17 protein-coding genes are annotated in these 20,569 nt (G+C 71.3%); 6 read left to right on the plus strand and 11 right to left on the minus strand.

Annotated features, from left to right (window positions below; all coding sequences use genetic code 11):
* Positions 1-9: 9 nt before the first annotated feature.
* The 9 genes from OH768_RS18455 to OH768_RS18495 all read right to left on the minus strand — a co-directional run bounded on the left by OH768_RS18455 (position 10) and on the right by OH768_RS18495 (position 12,193).
* Positions 10-1,323, minus strand: a complete 1,314-nt coding sequence (locus OH768_RS18455; RefSeq protein ID WP_406454961.1) for a hypothetical protein — start codon at positions 1,321-1,323, stop codon at positions 10-12.
* Entirely contained in the window at positions 1,320-3,233 is a 1,914-nt protein-coding gene (locus OH768_RS18460; protein WP_406465326.1) for a DUF3492 domain-containing protein, read from the minus strand. The genes OH768_RS18455 and OH768_RS18460 overlap by 4 nt, the downstream gene beginning before the upstream one ends.
* A gap of 201 nt (positions 3,234-3,434) precedes the next feature.
* Positions 3,435-5,072, minus strand: a complete 1,638-nt coding sequence (locus OH768_RS18465; protein ID WP_406454963.1) for a dipeptide ABC transporter ATP-binding protein — start codon at positions 5,070-5,072, stop codon at positions 3,435-3,437.
* Complete coding sequence (locus OH768_RS18470; RefSeq protein ID WP_406454965.1) at positions 5,069-6,067, minus strand: ABC transporter permease; 999 nt, start codon at positions 6,065-6,067, stop codon at positions 5,069-5,071. Before OH768_RS18470 ends, OH768_RS18465 begins: the two co-directional genes overlap by 4 nt.
* Positions 6,064-7,161 carry an ABC transporter permease gene (locus tag OH768_RS18475; protein ID WP_406454967.1) on the minus strand — a complete coding sequence of 366 codons (1,098 nt, stop codon included), beginning with the start codon at positions 7,159-7,161 and terminating at the stop codon, positions 6,064-6,066. The genes OH768_RS18470 and OH768_RS18475 overlap by 4 nt, the downstream gene beginning before the upstream one ends.
* 4 nt (positions 7,162-7,165) lie before the next feature.
* Positions 7,166-8,884: an ABC transporter substrate-binding protein gene (locus OH768_RS18480; RefSeq protein WP_406454969.1), complete on the minus strand. Its 1,719-nt coding sequence runs from the start codon at positions 8,882-8,884 to the stop codon at positions 7,166-7,168.
* 193 nt (positions 8,885-9,077) lie between these two features.
* Positions 9,078-9,170, minus strand: a complete 93-nt coding sequence (locus OH768_RS18485) for an Ms4533A family Cys-rich leader peptide (RefSeq protein WP_327389191.1) — start codon at positions 9,168-9,170, stop codon at positions 9,078-9,080.
* 56 nt (positions 9,171-9,226) lie between these two features.
* A complete protein-coding gene (locus tag OH768_RS18490) occupies positions 9,227-11,008 on the minus strand; it encodes a DUF3152 domain-containing protein (RefSeq protein WP_406454971.1) in 1,782 nt (593 codons plus the stop codon).
* A gap of 9 nt (positions 11,009-11,017) precedes the next feature.
* The gene (locus OH768_RS18495) at positions 11,018-12,193 is read right to left on the minus strand and encodes an alpha/beta fold hydrolase (RefSeq protein WP_406454973.1); all 1,176 of its coding nucleotides are present in this window, start codon (positions 12,191-12,193) and stop codon (positions 11,018-11,020) included.
* A 234-nt stretch (positions 12,194-12,427) separates the two neighbouring features.
* Between OH768_RS18495 and OH768_RS18500 the strand changes: the two genes are divergently transcribed.
* The 4 genes from OH768_RS18500 (at position 12,428) to OH768_RS18515 (ending at position 14,314) form a co-directional block, all read left to right on the plus strand.
* On the plus strand, positions 12,428-12,646 hold the full coding sequence (locus OH768_RS18500) for a hypothetical protein (protein ID WP_406454975.1): 219 nt from the start codon (positions 12,428-12,430) through the stop codon (positions 12,644-12,646).
* Between the two features lie 213 nt (positions 12,647-12,859).
* On the plus strand, positions 12,860-13,504 hold the full coding sequence (locus OH768_RS18505) for a TetR/AcrR family transcriptional regulator (RefSeq protein ID WP_019072096.1): 645 nt from the start codon (positions 12,860-12,862) through the stop codon (positions 13,502-13,504).
* Between the two features lie 143 nt (positions 13,505-13,647).
* Entirely contained in the window at positions 13,648-13,875 is a 228-nt protein-coding gene (locus OH768_RS18510; protein ID WP_019072095.1) for a DUF3107 domain-containing protein, read from the plus strand.
* A 169-nt stretch (positions 13,876-14,044) separates the two neighbouring features.
* Complete coding sequence (locus tag OH768_RS18515) at positions 14,045-14,314, plus strand: hypothetical protein (protein WP_406465328.1); 270 nt, start codon at positions 14,045-14,047, stop codon at positions 14,312-14,314.
* A 248-nt stretch (positions 14,315-14,562) separates the two neighbouring features.
* On the opposite strand, the gene OH768_RS18520 is transcribed toward OH768_RS18515, so the two are convergent.
* On the minus strand, positions 14,563-15,300 hold the full coding sequence (locus OH768_RS18520) for a ferritin-like fold-containing protein (protein ID WP_406454978.1): 738 nt from the start codon (positions 15,298-15,300) through the stop codon (positions 14,563-14,565).
* A 480-nt stretch (positions 15,301-15,780) separates the two neighbouring features.
* Here OH768_RS18520 and OH768_RS18525 point away from each other — a divergent pair, with 480 nt between their 5' ends.
* Positions 15,781-18,450 carry a DEAD/DEAH box helicase gene (locus OH768_RS18525; protein ID WP_406454980.1) on the plus strand — a complete coding sequence of 890 codons (2,670 nt, stop codon included), beginning with the start codon at positions 15,781-15,783 and terminating at the stop codon, positions 18,448-18,450.
* 161 nt (positions 18,451-18,611) lie between these two features.
* On the plus strand, positions 18,612-19,490 hold the full coding sequence (locus OH768_RS18530) for an alpha/beta fold hydrolase (RefSeq protein ID WP_406454982.1): 879 nt from the start codon (positions 18,612-18,614) through the stop codon (positions 19,488-19,490).
* 6 nt (positions 19,491-19,496) lie between these two features.
* Here OH768_RS18530 and OH768_RS18535 read toward each other — a convergent pair whose 3' ends face one another.
* Positions 19,497-20,390: an NYN domain-containing protein gene (locus OH768_RS18535; RefSeq protein WP_406454984.1), complete on the minus strand. Its 894-nt coding sequence runs from the start codon at positions 20,388-20,390 to the stop codon at positions 19,497-19,499.
* Positions 20,391-20,569: the final 179 nt, after the last annotated feature.

Genomic DNA, 20,569 nt, shown 5'->3' on the forward strand with positions numbered 1-20,569 from the left:
ATGGCGGCGTCACCGCGGCTCGTCCGCCGGCGCGTGCGCGGAGGCTCTGGTCAGCGTGCGGGTGGTGTGGAACAGGAGGGTCAGTGCGGCTGCTCCGCAGGCCAGGGCGGGGATGCCGCCCGGCCCCCAGGAGCCCAGGAGGGTTTCGACGGGGGTGGCCAGGAAGCCGCAGTCGGGGAGCCGGCCGATCAGGTCCAGGGCCAGGGCCGTGGCCTCCGTCGCGGCTGCCGCGCCCAGGGCGAAGGCCGGGGCACGGGTGAAACCGTGCACGAATTGAAGGCGGGCGAGCAGCAGGAGCGCGCCAAGCGTGACGGCCTGGGCGTACGCGGCGGGCTCACCCAGGACAGCTCCGCAGAGGGCGAGGAGGGCAGCGAGGGCACACAGGAAGAGGGCGAACGTGCCGAGCAGCAGCGGTTGCACGGAGTCGGTGAAGTCCTCCAGGCCGCGGCTGGTGGCGAGCTTGCGCCGGGCGCGTACGGCGAAGTGGTGGGCGCACCAGGCCGCTGGGACGCAGGCCAGCGTGAAGGCCAGGACGGGTGCGGTGGCCGTGGGCCAGGGTCCGCCGGCGATGCCGGTCGGCAGGTTGTCGGGGCCGCCGTCGTCCACGGCGCGGAGCAGACCGTCGCCGAGGAGGGCGTAGGCGAGCAGCCAGTACGTCCAGAGCCGCGTGCCGGGCGGGGTGCGCCATGCGGGGGTGCCGGGCGGGGTGCTCAGTGGGCCCCGACCGAGCGCCATGCGCACGCCGAACGCCACGGCGAGGACCCCGGTGACGGCCACCGCCGACCGCACCCGACCGTCCGTGAGCCGCAGGCCGGTCACGGCTGCGGCACAGAGGACTCCGGGCAGCAGAGCGCGTACGGCCCAGGCGGCGCGGGGCGCGGGCGTGGTGGCTACGTCGGTGTCGGAGTGCGGGGCCGCCGTGTCGGCGCGGGGCACGCGCGCGTACATCTCCTCGGCGAGCGAGAAGACGTCACGGTGCCGGAAGCGGGTCGCGGTCCGGTCGGTGACCCCGTGCGCCTCAAGGCCCGCCGCGATCTCCAGCGGGTCGACGGCCCGCTCGCACAGTTCGCGATGCCGGTGCATCAACGCCTTCACGGGGTCGGCGGCACCGCGCCGGGCGGGGGCGGGCTTGCGGCTGGTTGTGTGAGGGGGCTGTACGGGGGCGGGGCGGGCGGTCGGCGGATCGGTGTCGTCGTCGGCCCGCGCTTTCTCCGTCTCCGACTCGGGCTCCCCCCGTCCTCCGAGCCACTCCCCCGACCGCTCGTCCCACGCCTCCGCGCTGCCGGGCGTTCCGGGGCGGTCGAGTTCGCCGAGGCCGCTCATCGGGCCGCCTCCGTCGTCGGCAACGGAGTGGTGGCGTGTACCGGTGCTCCCGCCGCCCAGCGTGGGCCGCCGCGAGCCACGACACGGGCTGCGGGGGCGGTCGCCGGGCCTGCCGTAGAGCCGGTGGCCGAGCCCGCCGTGGAACCTGTCGCCGGGCCTGGTGTGGGGCGGCCGGTCCAGCGGCCGGGGACGTGGGACTCCGCGGGGGCGGCGAACGGGAGGGGTTCGCCGGTGTCGTCGAGGACGACGCGGTGGACCGGGGAGTGGGAGACGACCTCCAGGTAAATGCCGTGAAATGCCGTGATGTTCTGCTCGACGGTGAACAGTTCGAGTGCGCGGGCGCGCGCGGCGGCGCCCAAACGCTCACGGCGCTCGGGGTCGCGCAACAGGCTCACGCACGCCTCGGCGAGCGCCCGAGGATTGCGCGGGGGCACGACGAGTCCTGTGCCGCCGATGACCTCGACCACCGCGCCGACGTCCGTGGACACGGTCGCCCGGCCGCAGAACATGGCTTCGACCAGGCCGATCGGGAAGCCCTCGACGACGCTCGACAGGACGATCACCGTGCCGGACGCGTACGCCTCGGCGAGCGTGGGGGCTTCCGGGCCGCCGATCTCCTCGAAGGACACCGGGTTCTCGCCGACCGCGTGCACGCCCTCGGCCTCGTCCGGGAAGAGCTGTGCGGCCAGCGCCCGGCAGTGGCCCAGGTAGGCCGCGCCCTCGGCACCGGCGGGCGCACCGACGATCCGCAGGCGCGCCTTGGGCTCCTCCTTGCGGATCTCCGCGAAGGCGTGGAGCAGGGAGATCAGGTCCTTGGCGGGTTCGATACGGCCGACCCACACCAGCGTGTCCGCGTCGGCCCGGTCGGGCGCCTCGCCCACCTCCGCGAATCGGGACGCCTCCATGCCGGGGTGGACCGTGCGCAGCTTCCTACGGTCGGCGCCGCAGCGTTCCTGCCAGCGGCGGGTGTGGGTGTTGCCGGGGGTGATCAGCGCGGCCCGCCGGTACACCTCGGCGGTCAGCCTGCCGTGGAAGGCGGCGAGCAGGGCCCGTACGGCGGGCGGGGCGTCCGCGGAGGCCAGGTAGTACGTGCGCAGCTGGACGCCGTACTCGGTCACCAGCAGTGGTACTCCGGCGAAGTGCCGGGCGAGCAGCCCGGGCAGGGCCGCGGTGCCGCCGGCCGTCGCGTGGCAGAGGTCCACGGAGCCGAGGGCGTCGTCCTCGTACCAGTCGAGCGAGAGGGGGCGCAGGGCGCGTTCGACGTGCGCGGCGACGGTGAGGAGATCGGGTACGCGCGCCTCGCGTGCCGTGTGGAGTGCGCCGGGCGCACGACAGGCGCGTTCGAGAGCACGTACGGCGCTCTCGGAGCGCAGCGCGGACACGAGTCCGCCCTCGTCGCGGGCGAGTTCCGCGAGCCCGTACAACGCGTTGGCGAAACGGTCCGCCACAACGGCGGAGGCCTCCCCTGAGAGCACGGAAGGCCCTGCGGAAACAGGCCCCGAGGACTCCGCGGGCCTCACGGAGCCAGCCGACTCCGACACGGCCGACTCAGAGACCGCCGAGTCAGAAACGAACGACTGCGACTCCGCCGACACGGCCGGCCCCTGCACCGGCGCATCCCCTGCGCACAGCACCGCCGCCAACTCCTCGTAGTACTCGCGGAACCGCCGACGTGCGCGGCGGCCGAGCGCCGGTCCGTCGTCCTCGGGGCTCCACAGCGGCGCGGTACGCACTCGCCGGACCTGGGGCGGCAGTTCGAGCCAGCCCTCGTCCTCCTGGCGTTGGCTGCGGCTGAGCGCGTAGACGTCGAACTCGTGCTGCCCGAGCCCGCGCACGAGCCGGTCGCACCAGAGTCTGGCGTCACCGCTCACATACGGATAGCCACCCTCCGTAACCAGTCCGATGCGCACGACCACACCCCCGATCTCCCTTGTGGGGAGCCACCGTTGACCCGGCGGCTCGCAGCGGGACGAACGTATGCGGACATGACGGTGGCGCGACGGACGGTTGTCCATCGCGCCACCAAAAGGGGTGAACGGTCGTAACTTTCCCGTGCGGGTCGCGTTCGCTCGCGCTAAGGGATCACCCGGGGGCAGATCGTTCTACGATCCTCAGGTCGTCGCCAACTCCCGTCGAACCACCCTCCGCTGGGCCGCCACCTCCGGATCGAGGGCCGGTACGGCGGCCAACAGCTGCTTTGTGTACGGGTCCTGCGGGGAGTCGTAGACCTCGTCGGCGGGGCCTTGTTCAACGATCCTCCCGCGCCGCATCACCGCGACCCGGTCGCTGACCTGACGGACGACGGCGAGGTCGTGGGCCACGAACACGAGGGCGAGGCCGAGTTCGCGCTGGAGTTCACCGAGCAGGGCGACGACCTGGGCCTGTGTGGTGACGTCGAGCGCCGAGACGGGCTCGTCGCACACGATCACACGCGGGTCGGCCGCGAGCGCCCGCGCGATGCCCACGCGCTGGCGCTGGCCGCCGCTGAACTCGTGCGGATAGCGGTCGTAGTGCGCACCTTCGAGCCCAACGCGCTCCAGAAGTTCCCGGACGCGCCCCCGAATGCGCCCCTCGTCACGCTCGCCACGCGCGCGGAGCGGGTCGGCGATCGACTCGCCCACGCTGCGGCGGGGGTTGAGGGAGGAGACGGGGTCCTGGAAGACCATCTGGACGTCGGGACGTACGCCTCCGCCTGGCTTGATCTCGCCGGCCGTCGGCTTGAGCAGCCCGACCAGCATCCGGCCCAGCGTGGTCTTGCCGCTGCCGCTCTCGCCCACGATGCCGAGGGTCTCGCCCCGGTGGACGGTCAGCGACACGTCGTCCACGGCCGCGAACGCCCGCTTCCCGCGCCCGAATTCGCGCCGCAGGCCCGTGGCCTCCAGGACGACCTCCGGGGCCGCCGAGGGCGCCTCGGAGGACCCGTCGGAGCGAGCGCGCCGCGCGTCCACGCGCGGGACCGCGCCCAGCAGATCCCGGGTGTACGGCTCGGTCGGCGACCCGAGCACGGTGCCCACCGGCCCGTGCTCGACGGCCCGCCCGTGCCGCATGACCAGGATCTCGTCGACGCTCTCGGCGGCCACGCCCACGTCGTGCGTGACGAGCAGCAGCCCCAGGCCGGTCTCCTCGCGCAGCGTGTGCAGCAGGTCGAGGATCTGCGCCTGGACGGTCACGTCGAGCGCGGTCGTCGGCTCGTCGGCGATGAGCAGGTCCGGCTCGCAGGCCAACGCCATCGCGATGAGGGCGCGTTGCCGCATGCCGCCGCTGAACTCGTGCGGACGCGAACGAGATCGCCGCACCGCGTCCGGAATCCCCACCCGGTCCAGTACCTCGACGGCACGCGCGCGTGCCGCCCGGCGTGACACGCGCGTGTGCACGCGGTACACCTCGGCGATCTGGTCGCCGATCGCGTAGTACGGGTCCAGGGACGACAGCGGGTCCTGGAAGACCATCGCGGCCTTGCCACCGCGCAGCCGCCCCAGGTCCGCGTCGGATGCCTCCTGTACGTCGATGCCGGCCACGCGCACCGAGCCGCCGACGTCGGCTCCCGTGCCGCGGTGCAGCCCCAACAGGGCAGAGGCGACCGTGGACTTGCCGGAGCCGGACTCGCCGACCAGGCCTAGCGCGGCGCCCTTCTCCAGCCGGAAGGACAGGCCGTCGACGGCGCGCAGCGATCCGAACCCGACCGTCAGGTCGGTGACCTCCACCAGGACGTCCACCGAGACGTCCGCCGAAACGTCGACCGAACTCATGAGAGCACCACCCGTCGGTCGGCCACCGCGTACAGCACGTCCGCGACGGCGTTGGCGATGACCACGAAGAAGCCGATGACCAGGACCATGCCGACGACCACAGGGAGGTCGACGACATTGACGGCGTGGACGAGTTCCTGTCCGATGCCCGGCAGTCCGAAGAGGGTCTCGGTGAGCACCGCGCCGCCGACCGCCGAGCCGACGTTGTTGGCGTTGAGCGCGATGATCGGCGCGAACGCCCCGCGCAGCGCGTGCCGCCCGATGATCGACCGCTCCCCGACGCCGTATGCGCGGAACGTGCGGATGTGGTCCTCCGCGAGCGTCTCCAGCATCGACGCCCTGGTGAGCCGGGCGAACGCGGCGGCCTCTATGAGGGCCAGGGAGAACCAGGGCAGCAGCAGGTTCCAGGCCCACTGCTCGGGGTCGTCGGTGAGGCCGACGTACTGCGGGAAGGGCAGCAGTTGGAGCTGCCCGCAGACGACGATCATCAGGACCAGGCCGATCACGAAGACCGGGGTGGCGACGCCCGCGAGGGTGATGCCGGTCAGCAGGCGCTCGGTGAACCGGCCGCGCCGCCACGCAGACAGGACGCCGGTGCCGACGCCGAGGATCAGCCACAGCACCATCGCGCCGAACACGAGGGACAGGCTGACCGGCAGCTTGGTCAGGATCAGCTGGGTGACCTGCTGGTCGCCCTGGTACGACAGTCCCAGGCAGGGCGCCGAACAGTGCTCCACGGAGGTGCCCGTGGAGTAGTCCTGGCCGACGAGGATGCCCTGGAGGAAGTGCCAGTAGCGGAGGTACAGCGGGTCGTCGAGCCTCAACTGCTGGGCGACCTGGTGCACTTGCTCCGGGGAGCAGCGCGGGCCGCAGGTGATCTGGGCGACGTTGCCGGGGGTGACGAAGAAGACCACGTAGACGATCACCGAGATCGCGAGCAGGGTGATCACGGTGCCGATACCGCGGCGCAGGACGAATCCTCCGAAGCCGCTCATGACGTGGCCTCCTTGGAACCCGTGCTCTTCGTAGTCGCACCCTTGGTACCGGCGTCGCCCTTGGTGCCGGCGTCCTTGCCGCTCGTGCCCTTGGTGCCCGCGTCCGCCTTCGCCTCGCGCTTGCGGCCGGTGCCGATACGCAGGCGGGAGGCCGCGCGCGGGTCGAGGGCCGTGCGGATGCCGTCGCCGAGGATGGTCAGCGACAGGACGGTGACGAAGAGGGCGCCGGCGGGCAGCAGCAGGTACTGCGGGGCGGCCTGGTACCAGACGTCGGCGGCGGTGAGCATCTGTCCCCAGGAGGGCGTCGGGGGTTTCACGCCGACGCCCAGGAAGGACAGCGCGGCCTCGACGGTGATGTTCGTCGGGACGAGGAGCGCCGCGTATGTGATGACCGGTGCGGCGAGTCCCGGGAGCAGTTCGCGGCGGGCGATGCGCCAGGTGCCCCAGCCGCTGAGCCGGGCGGCGGAGACGTAGTCGAGTTGCTTCAGGGTGAGCGTCTGGGCGCGCACGATCTTCGCGACGGTGCCCCAGGCGATCAGGCCGATGACAAGGGCGACCAGCAGGGGCCGCGGGAAACTGCTGGGCACGATCGCCAGCAGCGCCAACGACATGATCATCAACGGCATCGCAATGATGATCTCGGTGAACCGGCTCAACAGTTGATCAATCCATCGACTGCCGAGCGCGGCAGCGACACCGACCACGACACCGATGAGGACCTGCACGACGGTCGCCCCCAGCGCGACACCGAGCGAGACCCGGGCGCCGTAGACGAGACGGGCGAACAGGTCGCGGCCGGTCTGCGGTTCGACGCCGAGCCAGTGGTCGCCGGTGATGCCCCCGAAGGAGCCGGTCGGCACACCTCCGCGCGCGGAGTCGATGAGCGACGGGTGGTAGGTGAAGGGGTCCTGGCCCTCGATCGCGGTGAGCAGTGGCGCGGCGAGCGCGACCAGGACGAGCAGGGCGACGACGGCCGCCGCGACGAGGGCGGCGCGCTGCGCGCGCAGCCGCCGCCAGAACTGACGGGCCCCCGAGCCCGCCGGGACGGTGACGTCCGTCCCGGCGGCCTGGGAGGCGACAAGTGCCTCGCTCATGGGGTTACTTGACCGCGACCTGGGAGATGTCCAGGACGCCGGTCCAGTCGCTGATCACGACGTTCTTGATGTCCTTGCCGACCAGTCGCTTGTAGACGGGGTGGAACAGCGGCACGGTCAGGGCCTGCTCGCCGATCTTCTTGTCCAGTGCACCCCACCTCTTGGCGGCCTCGTCAAGATTCGTCAACTTGTTGATCGCGTCAATCTCGGCATTGACCGACTTGTCATTGAGCAGGCCGGTGTTGAAGTTCGCGCCGTCCTTGACGATCTGGCGGCCGTCGAAGATCGGGGCGAGGAAGGGACCGCCGGAGGGCCAGTCGGCACCCCAGTGGGCGAGGAAGAAGCCCGGCTCGGTCTTGACGCTGTGGATCTTGTCCTTGTAGTCGTTGATCTCCAGGCCCTGCAGCTTGACGGTGATGCCGGCCTTCTTGAGCGCGTCCTGGATCGCGGTCGCGATCTCCGGGCTGGTCTCGAAGTCCTTGTCGTTGGAGTGCGTCAGGGTGACGGTGATCCCCTTCGGGTAACCGGCCTCCTTCAGCAGTTCCTTGGCCTTCGCCGCGTTGCCGGACGCGCCCGCCGGGAAGAGGTCGTAGGGGTCGTACCCGAAGGACTTCTGGTTCGGCAGGAAGGTGGTCGCGGCCTCGGCCAGCGACGAACCGCCCGCCGCGTTGACCACGGACGACCGGTCGACGGCGTAGGAGATCGCCTGGCGCACCTTGACGTTGTTGAACGGCGCGACCGTGGGGTTGAACGCGATGTAGTTCGTGTAGCCGAAGTGCCCGGTGCCGACGCGCGCCGCGAGTTCCTTGTCGCCGGTCACCTTGGCGAGTTCGGCGGGACCGAGGTTGGTGTCGGTGGTGACAGCGGCGGCGTCCGCACCCTGGGACGCGGACAACCGCTGGTTGATCACGGACGAGTCGAGCCCCGACTTCACGTCGATCTTGTCCGGGTACGCCTTGCGCTCGGCGTCCGTCGCCGTAGACCAGTACTTGTTGCGCTCCAGGACGAGCGTCTCACCGTCGTTCTGGTTGCTGACGACCTTGTACGGCCCCGACGAGATCGGGTGCTGCTCGTACTTGGTGCCCGTGTCCTTCCCCTGCGGGACGGGCGTGAACTGCGTCTGCGTCGCGAGGTAGGGGAACTCGCCCTCGGGCTTGTTGAGGTGGAAGACGATGGTCCGGCTGTCCGGCGTCTCGATCGCGGAGAGCCCCTTCTTGTCCTTGTAGGGCCCCTGGTAGTCGGCCGCGCCGACCAGCCAGTCCCGCAAGTAGGGCGCGCCGCCGGAGAGTTCGGGGGCGAAGGAGCGCTCGATGCCGTACTTGATGTCGGCCGAGGTGATCGCGGTGCCGTCCTCGTACTTGAGGCCCTTCTTCAGGGTGTACGTCCAGACGGTCGCGTCCTTGTTGGGGCGCCCGGTGTCGGTGGCGAGGTCCGGGACGACCTTGGCGCCGGCCGCGCCGTTCTCACGGTTGCGGGTGGTGAGCGTACGGAAGACGAGGGAGGGGACGTTGCCGCCGCCGGAGGTGTACAGGCGCGCCGGGTCGAAGTCCTCCTGGGGATTGGAGTTCAGGACCGTGAGCGTGCCGCCCTTGTGCGGCGTGGAGTCGCCACCGGAGCCCTTGGCATCGTTGTCCTTCGGCCCGCAGGCGGCGGCGCCCGCTGCCACGGCCAGGCTGACGGATGCCACGGCCACGCGCCGGGCTATGACGGACGGTTGACGCATCGGAATGACGACCTCTCGGGGGGATGCTCGGGAATTCTCATGGGGTTTCCCGAATAGCGAGACGGATGGACGAGGGGTGAGACGGAAATGAACAGGCGTCTGCCCCGGCGTCAGGTCGTCGGAAATGCCCTGCCATGGTCCATGGGCACGGGCGAGGTGGTGCGGGTCGCGACACGAACGCCAGGGGCGGTGTTCAGCGACAGAGAATGTCGGCCACGCAGAGCGGGGTCACGCCGATGAGCGCCAGCTCGATGGCGGCGCGATTCACGACATGACTAGACCACATGCCCAAAAATATGAAGGAAGCTGCGGCTCGTGTCAATGTGACATAAGCGTCGCCTGTCAACTGCCCGGGTACGGCCAGGGGTTCGCCAGACAGTGGATCCCGTCGTGGTCGAGGAACTTGGTCTGCTGCTGCATGACCGGCGCCAACTCGCCGTCCTTGTCGCAGGTGACGTGCCCGTAGCCAAGACGATGACCGACTTCATGGTTGATCAACATCTGTCGATACGCATACATCTTGTCCCCATATGTTGACGACCCCTGCGCCCATCGATACGCATTGATCAACACCCGTTCGGTGGCCGCCGAGTCGCAGGACACATTGTCCTCGGTGGTGTCGAGGCCGGACTTGGCGCACCACTTCGCGGTGGTACCAGGGCTCGCGAGAGTGATCACGAAGTCCGGTTTGCCGGAGTAGATGCGCTCGAAGGTACGAGCGCCGTTGTGGGCCCAACTCCGGTTGTCGTTGAGCGTCTTCTGCACGGCCTCCGCGAAGAGCGTGCCGTCAAGCCCGAGCCCCTGCTCCACGTCCACGCGGTACGTGTACTTGCGCCCCTTGCCGGGTGCCTTGTCGACGCCGGGCACCGCGTCGAACTTGTCCGGCCCCTTGAGCGTGGCGCCGAGCGGGTACTTCTTGTCCATCTTCTGGGCATACGTCAGGGTCGCCAGCCGCGGCGAGGCGGACGCGCTGGGCTGCGCCGAGGCGGTAGCGGTCCCCCGTACGTCCCGGGCCTGGTCGGTGGCCGCCTCCGACCGCACACCGCCCTTGTCACCGTCCCCGGCGACCTGTCCGGCGACGACGACGGCCAGCACGGTGGTGACGGCCGCGGCGGCGATGCCGGTGTAGGCGCGCCCCTTGCCACCCTTGGCGGGACCGGTGCCGACGCCGGGACGGCCCCGGTCGCCGGGCGGCGCGCCCGCACTCTCGACGTCGCCCTCGGTGCCGTTTTCGGCGTCGGTGCCGGCGTCGCTCTCGGACGGCCAGTCGGTGACGGCGGCGTACGGGTCGGAGCGGTGCGCGGCGACACCGGCCCCGGGCGCGAAGACGTCACCGTCACCGTCACCGGCGAAGGCGTCGACGTAGTCCTGCCGGGGACCACGACCACGCTGACCGCCTCGCCGAGCCCCGGCCTGCGGCGCCTGCCGCTGCCGGGGAATGGGAAGCACCGGGCCCGCCCCGGGGGGTACGGGTCCGCCGGCGACCGGGGCTTGAGGCACCCCGGCCCGCCCGTCCCGCCCCCTCAACTCGCCCCAACCACCACCGGATTCAGGTTGCTCGGGGTGGCCGGCCCGAGCCTGCGGGACACCGCGCGCGGGAGTGCCATCGGGGAAGCGGGGGGTGCCGTGCGCAGGCGTGCCGTCAGAAAAACGCGGCATGCCGTGCGCCGGAGTCCCGTCGGGAAAGCGGGGACTGCCGTGTGCGGGAGTCCCATCGGCCGGTCGCGGGACACCGCGCGCGGGAGTACCGTCCGGAAGCCCCGGAAAGCCATGGGCAGGAGTTCCGTCAGGAAGCCTCGGGAAGCCGTGCGCCGGGGTCCCGTCGACGTAACGCGGCCCTCCAGGGCCCGGGTTCCCGCCCCCGGAACGCGGCGCCCCCGGCCGATTCACTCCCGGCTGAGCCTCCTGACCCGCTGTGCCCGCCCGGTTCGCTTGACCCGGCTGGCCCGCCTGCCCCGGCCTGCCCGCCTGCCCCGGCTGAGGCCCCTGAGCCCGCTGACGCCCTTGAGCCGCCCAACTGCCCTTGCCAGTACCGGCGTTGGCGTCGGCACCGGCCTCCGCGCCTATGCCTCCGTCCGCGGAGTCACCCTTGGTGGTGGATTTACGGCGACTATGGCGTCCCACGTCGCCTCCTCAACTCCCCGCGTTCGTATCGTCGTCCTTGGCGGCACCCGCGGCACCGCCGCCCTCGCTCACCGTACTCACCGAACCGCCGTCACGGACCCCCCGCGCACCGCTCCGGCCCCCTCGGCCACCGCGGCCCACCGGTTCCGCGTCAACCGTCCGACGCCCCGTCACCGTACCCGCGCCCTCACCGGTACCAGAACGGGCACCGGTACCAATGTCCGACCCCAACTCCCCCGAATCCGCAAGCAATTCACGAAACGCCGTGGCCACGATCTCCGGGTACTCCATCATCGCGACATGCCCGGCGTCCGGCAGGGACAGCAGTCGGGAGTCGCGGAAGGCGCGGGCGGCCCGCTGGGCCATGCGGTAGCCGACCAGTTGGTCCCGGCGGCCGTAGACGAGGAGGGTCGGGGCGAGGACGCGCTCGGCCTGGCGCCAGAGGCCGTGCTGGCCGCCCAGGGTGTACGCGTTCACGACGCCCCGGGAGGAACGGGCCATCACGTCCCAGAAGTACGGCAGTTGGAGCCGCCGTTCCAGTTCCTCGACGGCGTGGCGGAACTCCTCCGCCGTCACCTGGCCGGGATCGGCATAGCAAAGGGCCATGACGCCGCGGACGCGCTGTTCGGCCGTCCATTCCCTGCTGACGCGGGTGAACAGCGAGGCCACGCCCGGTACGCCGAGCAGTGCCGTCGGAACGGCCGTGCGCTGGACGCGGAGTTCCGGGAGGGCCGGGGAGACCAGGGTGAGCGTGCGGACGAGGTCCGGGCGTACCGCGGCCACGCGGGTCGTGATCGCGCCGCCCAGGGAGTTGCCGACGAGGTGCACCGGGCCGCGTCCGGCCGCGTCGAGGTAACGGATGACCGCGCGCGCGTGGCCCGTGACGGAGTAGTCGCCGTCGTCCGGTGGCGGGGAGTCGCCGAAGCCCGGCAGGTCAAGGGCCTCGCTGTCGACCACGCCGTCGAGCTCGGCCATGAGCAGCGACCAGTTCTGCGAGGAACCGCCGAGCCCGTGGACGTACAGCGCGGGCGCGAGTCCTTCGCGCAGCGGTGGCCTCGACCGCACCGTGAGGGTGACCCCCGGCAGCCGGACCGATCTGAGCCGCTCGCCGTCGCCGACTCTGACGGGCGCCACTTTGGGGAGCACGGCGGCGACCGACACGGAGGGCAGCTCTGTCGAAGACATGCGGCAATGTTACGAGACGATCACGCTGTGGTTCATGTGTTCGCCGTCACAGACAGCGAACGGGATGGGGGCGGACGACGACGGACCATCGGCGGGCAGGCACCATGCGGGGCAACCGAAGGACTGCCCCGCCCATCGCATGGCGTCCGGATCGGGTGTCTCCTAGGCTCGTACACAGGGCACCCGCATGTGGCCCCCTGCTTCGTCAGGGACGTACTAGGAAGGGAGCCCCTCATGGCCGTCGATCCCACCGATCCCGAGACCTTCGAGGACGAGAGCGGTGACGCCGAACTCGGCGTCGAAGCTCCGGAGGACGACGCCGCCGAGCAGTTGGCCGAGGTGACGGCGGGCCGCGAGGACCCGCTGACCGAGGTGGACCCGGACTCAGCGAACGAGGCCGACGTCATCGAACAGGCCCGCGTCGTCTCCCTCGACGAGGACGACTATCGCTGACCGCCTCACGGTCACCACCGTCCCCTGCGTCCCCCGGGAGCGCGCACCGAACCGCGCCCTCTTGCCCGCTCCATCCCCTTTCGAAACACTTTGCATGACTTCCGTCACCGTCCGGTCCGTGAAATTCTGCGCTCGCAGCGCGCACACCAGGGTTACCGAAAAGTACGATGGCCGCGCGGCGCTCACCGCATGAGGACGACATTGGGAGGCGGCGTGACAGCCATAGAGCAGACAGAGGCGGCACGCCCGCGGGGCACCCGCCTGCCGCGCCGTGCCCGACGGAACCAGCTGTTGGGTGCCGCCCAGGAGGTTTTCGTCGCACAGGGGTACCACGCGGCCGCGATGGACGACATCGCCGAGCGCGCCGGCGTCAGCAAGCCGGTGCTCTACCAGCACTTCCCGGGCAAGCTCGACCTCTACCTGGCCCTCCTCGACCAGCACTGCGAGTCGCTGATCCAGGCGGTGCGGACCGCGCTCGCGTCGACGTCCGACAACAAGCAGCGCGTCCGGGCCACGATGGACGCGTACTTCGCCTACGTCGAGGACGACGGCGGCGCCTTCCGCCTGGTCTTCGAGTCGGACCTGACGAACGAGCCCGCCGTGCGCGAGCGTGTCGACAAGGTGACGAACGAGTGCGCCGTGGCGATCTGTGACGTCATCGCCGAGGACACCGGCCTGTCGCGGGCCGAGTCGATGCTCCTGGCCTCCGGTCTGGGCGGTCTCGCCCAGGTCGTCGCCCGCTCCTGGCTGCACAGCGACCGCAGCGTCCCGCGCGACCAGGCGGTCCAGCTGCTGGCCTCGCTGGCCTGGCGCGGCATTGCCGGTTTCCCGCTGCACGGGAGCGAACAGCACCACTGACCCGCTGGCCCCCCTTTTGTTCCCGTCCGGTGTTCGCTCCTGGCGTTCCCGGCGCGGAACATCTACGTCCTCTCACCGGGCTAGTGTGTGCTGCGTACGGCGCGGAAGATCGCGCACTTTGCTGACCGTCGGAGGGACATAGCGTGGAGGTCAAGATCGGCGTGCTGCACACGCCTCGCGAGATCGTTCTGGAGACCGGTCAGAGCGCCGAGGAGGTCGAGCAGGCCGTGGCCGAGGCACTGACCGGGAAGGCTCCGCTGCTGAGCCTCGTGGACGAGCACGGCCGCAAGGTCCTCGTCCCCGCCGACCGGCTCGCCTATGTCGAGCTCGGCGAGGCGGCCCCGCGCAAGGTGGGCTTCGGCGCGCTGTAGTCACGGACAGACGAGGGGGCCCGGTGACCGGAAAGGCCACCGGGCCCCCTCGCGTTTCCATCACAGACGGAGCACAAGTCGCCCACAGGGGAGGATTGCATTCCGCAGGTCACGGGTATGACCGGCTACGACAGCAGTACGCAGGCCGACCGTGGGAGGGACCCCCGTGATGATCCTGGAAGCGCTCGGCTCCGCTGTGCTGGGTCTGCTGCTCGCATGGGCGGCCACCCACCGGCTCGCGAACCGTCTTCCGGCCCGCACCCTGGTCTTCTCCACCGGTGTCGCCGGAGCGCTCTTCGGAGACTTCGTCACGCACAGCGCGCTGGGCCCCGGCAGTGGCCTGCCGAGCCTGCTCGGCGCGGCGGTCGTCTCGGCCGCCTCGCTCTCCCTGCTCGTTCGACCGTCAAGACGACTCCGGGGACGGTCCGCACCTGCGTGACTAGGGCCTGTCCGGCGGAACATGCCGCAGACGCGGGGTCTGGTGCGCCCTCCCCCACTGCCCTAAAGGCGTGGGGGGACCCCCAGCGGCGTTGTCGTCGGTTGTCGACGTCCCCCAGCCTTCGGCCGGGAGGTGCCCCCACCGCGTCGACGCCCTCCTCCGCCTTGCAACTGGACGCACCAGACCCCGCTCACCGGCGCTGACCAGTCACCGTTGCTTTCCTGCGACCTGCATCCGCCGGACAGGCCCTAGGCGGCGAGCCCCAGGGCCGCCATCCGCTTGGTGTGCGCCTCGGTGATCCGGGAGAACATCCGGCCCACCTCCGCGAGGTCGAACCCGTCCGCCACGCCGCCCACGAGCATCGTCGACAGCGCGTCCCGGTCGGCGACGACCCGCTGGGACTGCGACAGCGCCTCCCCCATCAACCGCCGTGCCCACAGGGCGAGTCGGCCCCCCACGCGCGGGTCCGCGTCGATTGCCGCGCGTACCTTTTCCACGGCGAAACTCGCGTGCCCGGTGTCGTCGAGGACGCCGAGCACCAGCGAGCGGGAGTCCTTGTCGAGGCGGGCCGCGACCTCGCGGTAGAAGTCGCTGGCGATCGAGTCGCCGACGTACGCCTTGACGAGCCCTTCCAGCCAGTCCGAGGGCGCCGTCTGCCTGTGGAAGCCGTCGAGCGCGGCGACGAACGGCTGCATCGCCTCGGTCGGCTCGGCCCCGATCTCCGTGAGCCGGTCCCTGAGCTGCTCGAAGTGGTGGAACTCGGCCGACGCCATCTTCGCCAGCTCCGCCTTGTCCGCGAGCGTCGGCGCCAGCTTGGCGTCCTCCGCGAGCCGCTCGAACGCCGCCAGCTCGCCGTACGCGAGCGCGCCGAGCAGGTCCACGACCGCGTTGCGGTACTGGGGGTCGGCGGCGGCCGTGGTCCAGTCCTGGGCGGCGACTCCGGTGGGTTCGGCGGGTGCGTCGGAGGCATTGTCAGCGGTCGTCATGAAGCGCACAATAGCCCGCTCACCGCACGGCGGAAGGCCCTGGTCAATCAGTGTGACGACGACTACGTGACCAAATCGGCCAACGCATGTGCGTGATTCCGGGGTATGGTGGTAATGCGCCCGCCGAGTATTCGCCGGGCCGCACGAATGAGGATGCCCGGTCGGTGGCCCGATCGGCTCCGACCCGACAGCCCTCCTCGCCCGTACGGCACTTTGCGTACGAAGTTCGGAGGGGGACCCTCAGCGGTTCGAGCGCTAGAGCGTCGGCAGTGGTCCCGTGCCTCACGGTTTGCCCTCACGGGTTGTCCGTAAGGCAGCCGACGTCCCCGGCACGGTCCTGACACGACCCCCGCGCTCGCCTCGCACCGCGCACACAGAAGAGGCAGCACCCTGACTACTTTCCGAGAGCTCGGAATCCTTCCCGAGACCGCTGAGGCCCTTGAGGCCGTCGGTATCGTCTCCCCCTTCCCGATCCAGGAGATGACGCTCCCCGTAGCCCTTTCCGGCACGGACGTCATCGGCCAGGCCAAGACCGGCACCGGCAAGACGCTGGGCTTCGGCCTCCCGCTCCTGGAGCGCGTCACCGTCCCCGCCGACGTCGAGGCCGGCCGCGCCAAGCCCGAGCAGCTGACCGACGCCCCGCAGGCGCTCGTCGTCGTCCCCACCCGCGAGCTGTGCACCCAGGTCACCAACGACCTGCTGACCGCCGGCAAGGTGCGCAACGTGCGCGTCCTCGCCATCTACGGCGGCCGGGCCTACGAGCCGCAGGTCGAGGCGCTCCGCAAGGGTGTCGACGTCGTCGTCGGCACCCCGGGCCGGCTGCTCGACCTCGCGGGCCAGAAGAAGCTCGACCTCAAGCACATCCGGTCGCTCGTCCTCGACGAGGCCGACGAGATGCTCGACCTGGGCTTCCTGCCCGACGTCGAGAAGATCATCAACTTCCTGCCGGCCCGCCGCCAGACGATGCTGTTCTCGGCGACCATGCCGGGCGCGGTCATCGGTCTCGCGCGCCGCTACATGTCGCAGCCCACGCACATCCGCGCCACCTCGCCGGACGACGAGGGCGCGACGGTCGCGAACACCAAGCAGTTCGTCTACCGCGCGCACAACATGGACAAGCCCGAGCTCGTCGCCCGCATCCTGCAGGCCGAGGGCCGGGGCCCGGTCATGGTCTTCTGCCGTACGAAGCGCACGGCGGCCGACCTCGCCGACCAGCTCCAGCAGCGCGGTTTCGCCTCCGGCGCGGTCCACGGCGACCTCGGCCAGGGCGCCCGCGAGCAGGCGCTGCGCGCGTTCCGCAACGGCAAGGTGGACGTGCTCGTCTGCACCGACGTCGCCGCCCGCGGTATCGACGTCGAGGGCGTCACGCACGTCATCAACTACCAGTCCCCCGAGGACGAGAAGACCTACCTGCACCGCATCGGCCGTACGGGCCGCGCGGGCGCCAAGGGCATCGCGGTCACCCTCGTCGACTGGGACGACATCCCGCGCTGGCAGCTCATCAACAAGGCGCTGGACCTGGGCTTCCCGAACCCGCCGGAGACGTACTCCACCTCCCCGCACTTCTTCGAGGAGATGAACATCCCCGCGGGCACCAAGGGTGTCCTGCCCCGCTCGGAGCGCACCCGCGCCGGGCTGGCCGCGGAGGAGGTCGAGGACCTCGGCGAGACCGGCGGTCGCGGCGGTCCGCGCGGCCGTGGCGGTCGCGACGGCGGCAGGGGCGGTCGTGACAGCGGCCGAGGCGGACGTGACGGCGGCCGGGACAACCGGAACGAGTCCCGCTCCGGTGCCAGTGCCGGTCCCGTCGACGCCGAGCGCCCGGCGCGCACCCCGCGCCGCCGCCGTCGTACGCGCAACGGCGCCCCGATGGAAGAGACTTCGGCCGCTACGGCCGTGACGTCCACGCCGGAGGAGACCGCACTGGCCGCCTCCGAGGAGACCGCGACCCGCACTCCGCGCCGCCGTCGCCGCACCCGCACCGGAGCGACGGGAGAGCAGCTGCCGGCCACGGCAGTCACCTCCGCGGTCGCACCCGAGGCCGCGGAGCACGCCGTGGCGACGGCCGAGGGCCCGGCCCTGGACGCCTCCGCGCCGACGCGCCGACGCCGTACCCGCAAGTCTGCGGAGCCGGCGATCGCGACGGCCGAGACCGTGGTCGCCGAGACGCCGGTGGCTGAGGCCCCGGTCGCCGAGGAGACGAAGCCGCGCCGCCGGACCCGTAAGGCCGTAGCTGCCACGGAGCCGGTCGAGACGGTCGCCGTGGCCACTCCGGAGGCCGCTGCCGTAGCCGCCGTCGACACGGCCGAGGCCGTCGAGACCAAGCCGCGTCGCACCCGGACCCGGAAGACCGCGGCTCCGGCCGAGGTCGTCGCCGTCGACACGGCCGAGGGCACGGAGGCCAAGCCGCGCCGTCGCGCCACGACCCGCAAGGCCGTCGCCGACATCCCGGCCCAGGTGGCCGACGAGCCGGAGGTCAAGCCCCGCCGCCGTACGACCCGCAAGACCGCCGAAGCCCCGGTCGCGGCGGAGCCGACGGTCACGGAGGAGGCCAAGCCTCGTCGGACCCGCAAGACCGCGGTTGCCGCGGAAGCCGTCGTCGACACGGTCGAGGCCGTCGAGACCAAGCCGCGCCGTACCCGCAAGGTCGCTGCCGCGCCGGTGGCCACCGAGGCGCCGGAAGCCGTAGCCGCCACGGCCACGGCCGAGGTCAAGCCGCGCCGTACGCGGAAGGCCGCGGTTGCCGCCGAAGCTGTCCTGGACACGGTCGAGGCCGTCGAGGCGAAGCCCCGTCGGACCCGCAAGGCGGCCGCCGCTCCGGTAGCCACCGAGGCGCCGGAGGCCGTCGAGGTCAAACCGCGCAGCACGCGGACCCGGAAGACCGCGGCTCCGGCCGAGGTCGTCGCCGTGGACACGGCCGAGGGCACGGAGGCCAAGCCGCGCCGCCGCGCCACGACCCGCAAGGCCGTCGCCGACATCCCGGCCCAGGTGGCCGAGGAGTCGGAGGCCAAGCCCCGCCGCCGTACGACCCGCAAGACCGCCGAAGCCCCGGTCGTCGCGGAGACGGAGGCAGCCGAGGCGAAGCCGAGGGTGCGCCGTCCCCGCAAGGCCCCGGCGACTGCGACAACGGCGGCGGAGGCCGGCGAGAGCTGACCGGCCCTGCCCCGAAGGCCATAACACCGAACGGCCCGGCCCACTCCACGTGGGCCGGGCCGTCGGCGTTCCCCCTCCGCTCGCCGCTCCCGCTCCCCCGTTAACCCCGGTTACACCCTCCCGTCCCCATCCCGCTCGGCTCCGCCGGATAACCTCGGGCCATGAGTAGGCCCCCTTCCTTCGTCCCGCCCCCCGGCGCTCGCGCGTACCCGCTGCGGACCGGTCGCGGTGAGTTCGCCGTCGTGGACGCGCCCGTGGCCGGCGGTGTCGAGCCGAAGGGAGTCGCCCTGCTGCTGCCGGGATTCACCGGGAGCAAGGAGGACTTCAACCCCCTGCATGTGCCGCTCGGCGCGCGCGGGTATCGGACGGTCGCCGTGGACGGGCGGGGGCAGTACGAGACGGACGGGCCCCGGGACGACGAATCCGCCTACGCCCAGGACGAGTTGGCGCGGGATGTGCTCGCGCTGGCCGAGGCGGTCGGCGCGCCGGTGCATCTGCTCGGGCACTCCCTCGGCGGACAGGTCGCGCGTGCCGCCGTACTCCTGGACCACGCGCCGTTCGTGTCGCTGACGCTCATGGCGTCGGGTCCTGCGCAGATCTCCGCGTCCCAGCAGGATCGGGTGAAGCTGTTGCGGGACGCGCTCACCGTGATGTCGATGGCCGAGGTGTGGGAGGCGATCCAGGCGATGGAGGCACCCGAGGAGACCGAGACCGGCGGTGCGCTGGACGAGGGGCTCGACGACCGGGCCGATCTGCGGCGCCGCTGGCTGGGCACCAAGCCGGCCCAACTCCTCGCCACGGGGCGCCAGTTGTGCGTCGAGCCGGACCGGGTCGCCGAACTGGCCGCCGTCCCGCTGCCGTTCCACGTCCTGTCGGGTTCACGCGACGACACCTGGCCGGTGCCGCTCCTCGACGACATGGCCGTACGGCTGAAGGCGCGGCGAACCGTCATCGCGCGGGCCGAGCACTCACCGAACACTGACCAGCCGGCCGCGACGGCCCGGGCCATCGCCGACTTCTGGGACACCGCAGGCCGGTAAAAGACGCTAGTACTGCGTCTGCAGGTGCTCCCAGAACCCGTCCCGCAGCGACCGCCGCAGATCGGACTGCCCGCGCAGGGAGTACTGCAGCAGCCCCTCCGCCTCCACCAGCAGATCCTGGTCGACCGAACCGGGCAGATACGGATGCCCGGGCAGCAGTTCCACCAGCGCCTCCCGTCCCCGCGCGGCGAGCCACTTCGCGGCGATCTGCGCGCCCACGAACCGGACGTCGTCGCGGGTGGGCCGGGTGGCGGCGGCCTCGTAGACGGCGGACGTGCGCCGGGAGACGTACGGCTTGAAGAAGTCGAGGTCGAAGGTGCGCTGGCTGTCGACCTCCCAGAGGAGCGGCTCGGCCTGGTTGCGGCCCTCGGGGGCCTCGATGCCCCACAAGTGGACGCGGGCGCCGTACCCTTGAGCCGCTTCGACCGCCGACACCAGGTCCTCGTCGCCGCCGATGAGGGCCGCGTCGCTGATGGCGCGGTGCCGGGCAAGGGACTCCAGGTCGGAGCGGATGAGTGAATCGACGCCCTTCTGCTGGTTGTTGGCGTTGAGATTGCCCAACCGGACCTTCACGTCCGGGAGTTCGGCGATGGCCTGCTGCTCGGCGGTGTGGATGCGGCGCCGGGCGCCGTCGTACCAGTAGACGCGCAGCAGCCGGCTGTCCGCGAAGATCGTGCGGGCCTTGTCGATGAGCGCCTCGATGAGGCCCTCGGTGTCGAGGTCGAAGGTGCGCCGGTCCTCGGTCCCGGAGACGAGCCGGCCCGCAGCTGCATACAAGTACCCGGCGTCGACGAAGATCGCATGCGTCGAGGGCGTCTTCGCCACTTCGGCGAGCATGCGCTGCAGCAGCTCGTTCGTGCGGTCGATGCGGGCGCTGAGGGCCGCGAGGTCGTCGTTCATCGCCTCCATTGTCCCGGCGGTCACGCTGCGAACACAACCGGTCCCGGTCAGTCTCGTGCCGATCTCTTACCGGTCAGTAATTAGGCGTTCGAAAAATTTCCTTAGCGTAGGGAATGTTTGTAACACGCATCCCGTTGACTACATCAGTACCCAAGTAGTTCTCCTCAGGAGGATGACCA

Source organism: Streptomyces sp. NBC_01622 (assembly GCF_045209635.1).
In the GTDB taxonomy this organism is placed as follows: domain Bacteria; phylum Actinomycetota; class Actinomycetes; order Streptomycetales; family Streptomycetaceae; genus Streptomyces.

Bases quoted from the DNA above. Each gene is read 5' to 3' on its own strand.
- OH768_RS18500 (WP_406454975.1), top strand. From the start codon at position 12,428: ATGGCCGTCGATCCCACCGATCCCGAGACCTTCGAGGACGAGAGCGGT.
- OH768_RS18525 (WP_406454980.1), top strand. From the start codon at position 15,781: ATGACGCTCCCCGTAGCCCTTTCCGGCACGGACGTCATCGGCCAGGCC.
- OH768_RS18495 (WP_406454973.1), bottom strand. From the start codon at position 12,193: ATGTCTTCGACAGAGCTGCCCTCCGTGTCGGTCGCCGCCGTGCTCCCC.
- OH768_RS18485 (WP_327389191.1), bottom strand. From the start codon at position 9,170: ATGTGGTCTAGTCATGTCGTGAATCGCGCCGCCATCGAGCTGGCGCTC.
- OH768_RS18465 (WP_406454963.1), bottom strand. From the start codon at position 5,072: ATGAGTTCGGTCGACGTTTCGGCGGACGTCTCGGTGGACGTCCTGGTG.
- OH768_RS18515 (WP_406465328.1), top strand. From the start codon at position 14,045: ATGATCCTGGAAGCGCTCGGCTCCGCTGTGCTGGGTCTGCTGCTCGCA.
- OH768_RS18530 (WP_406454982.1), top strand. From the start codon at position 18,612: ATGAGTAGGCCCCCTTCCTTCGTCCCGCCCCCCGGCGCTCGCGCGTAC.
- OH768_RS18470 (WP_406454965.1), bottom strand. From the start codon at position 6,067: ATGAGCGGCTTCGGAGGATTCGTCCTGCGCCGCGGTATCGGCACCGTG.
- OH768_RS18475 (WP_406454967.1), bottom strand. From the start codon at position 7,161: ATGAGCGAGGCACTTGTCGCCTCCCAGGCCGCCGGGACGGACGTCACC.
- OH768_RS18520 (WP_406454978.1), bottom strand. From the start codon at position 15,300: ATGACGACCGCTGACAATGCCTCCGACGCACCCGCCGAACCCACCGGA.
- OH768_RS18480 (WP_406454969.1), bottom strand. From the start codon at position 8,884: ATGCGTCAACCGTCCGTCATAGCCCGGCGCGTGGCCGTGGCATCCGTC.
- OH768_RS18455 (WP_406454961.1), bottom strand. From the start codon at position 1,323: ATGAGCGGCCTCGGCGAACTCGACCGCCCCGGAACGCCCGGCAGCGCG.
- OH768_RS18535 (WP_406454984.1), bottom strand. From the start codon at position 20,390: ATGAACGACGACCTCGCGGCCCTCAGCGCCCGCATCGACCGCACGAAC.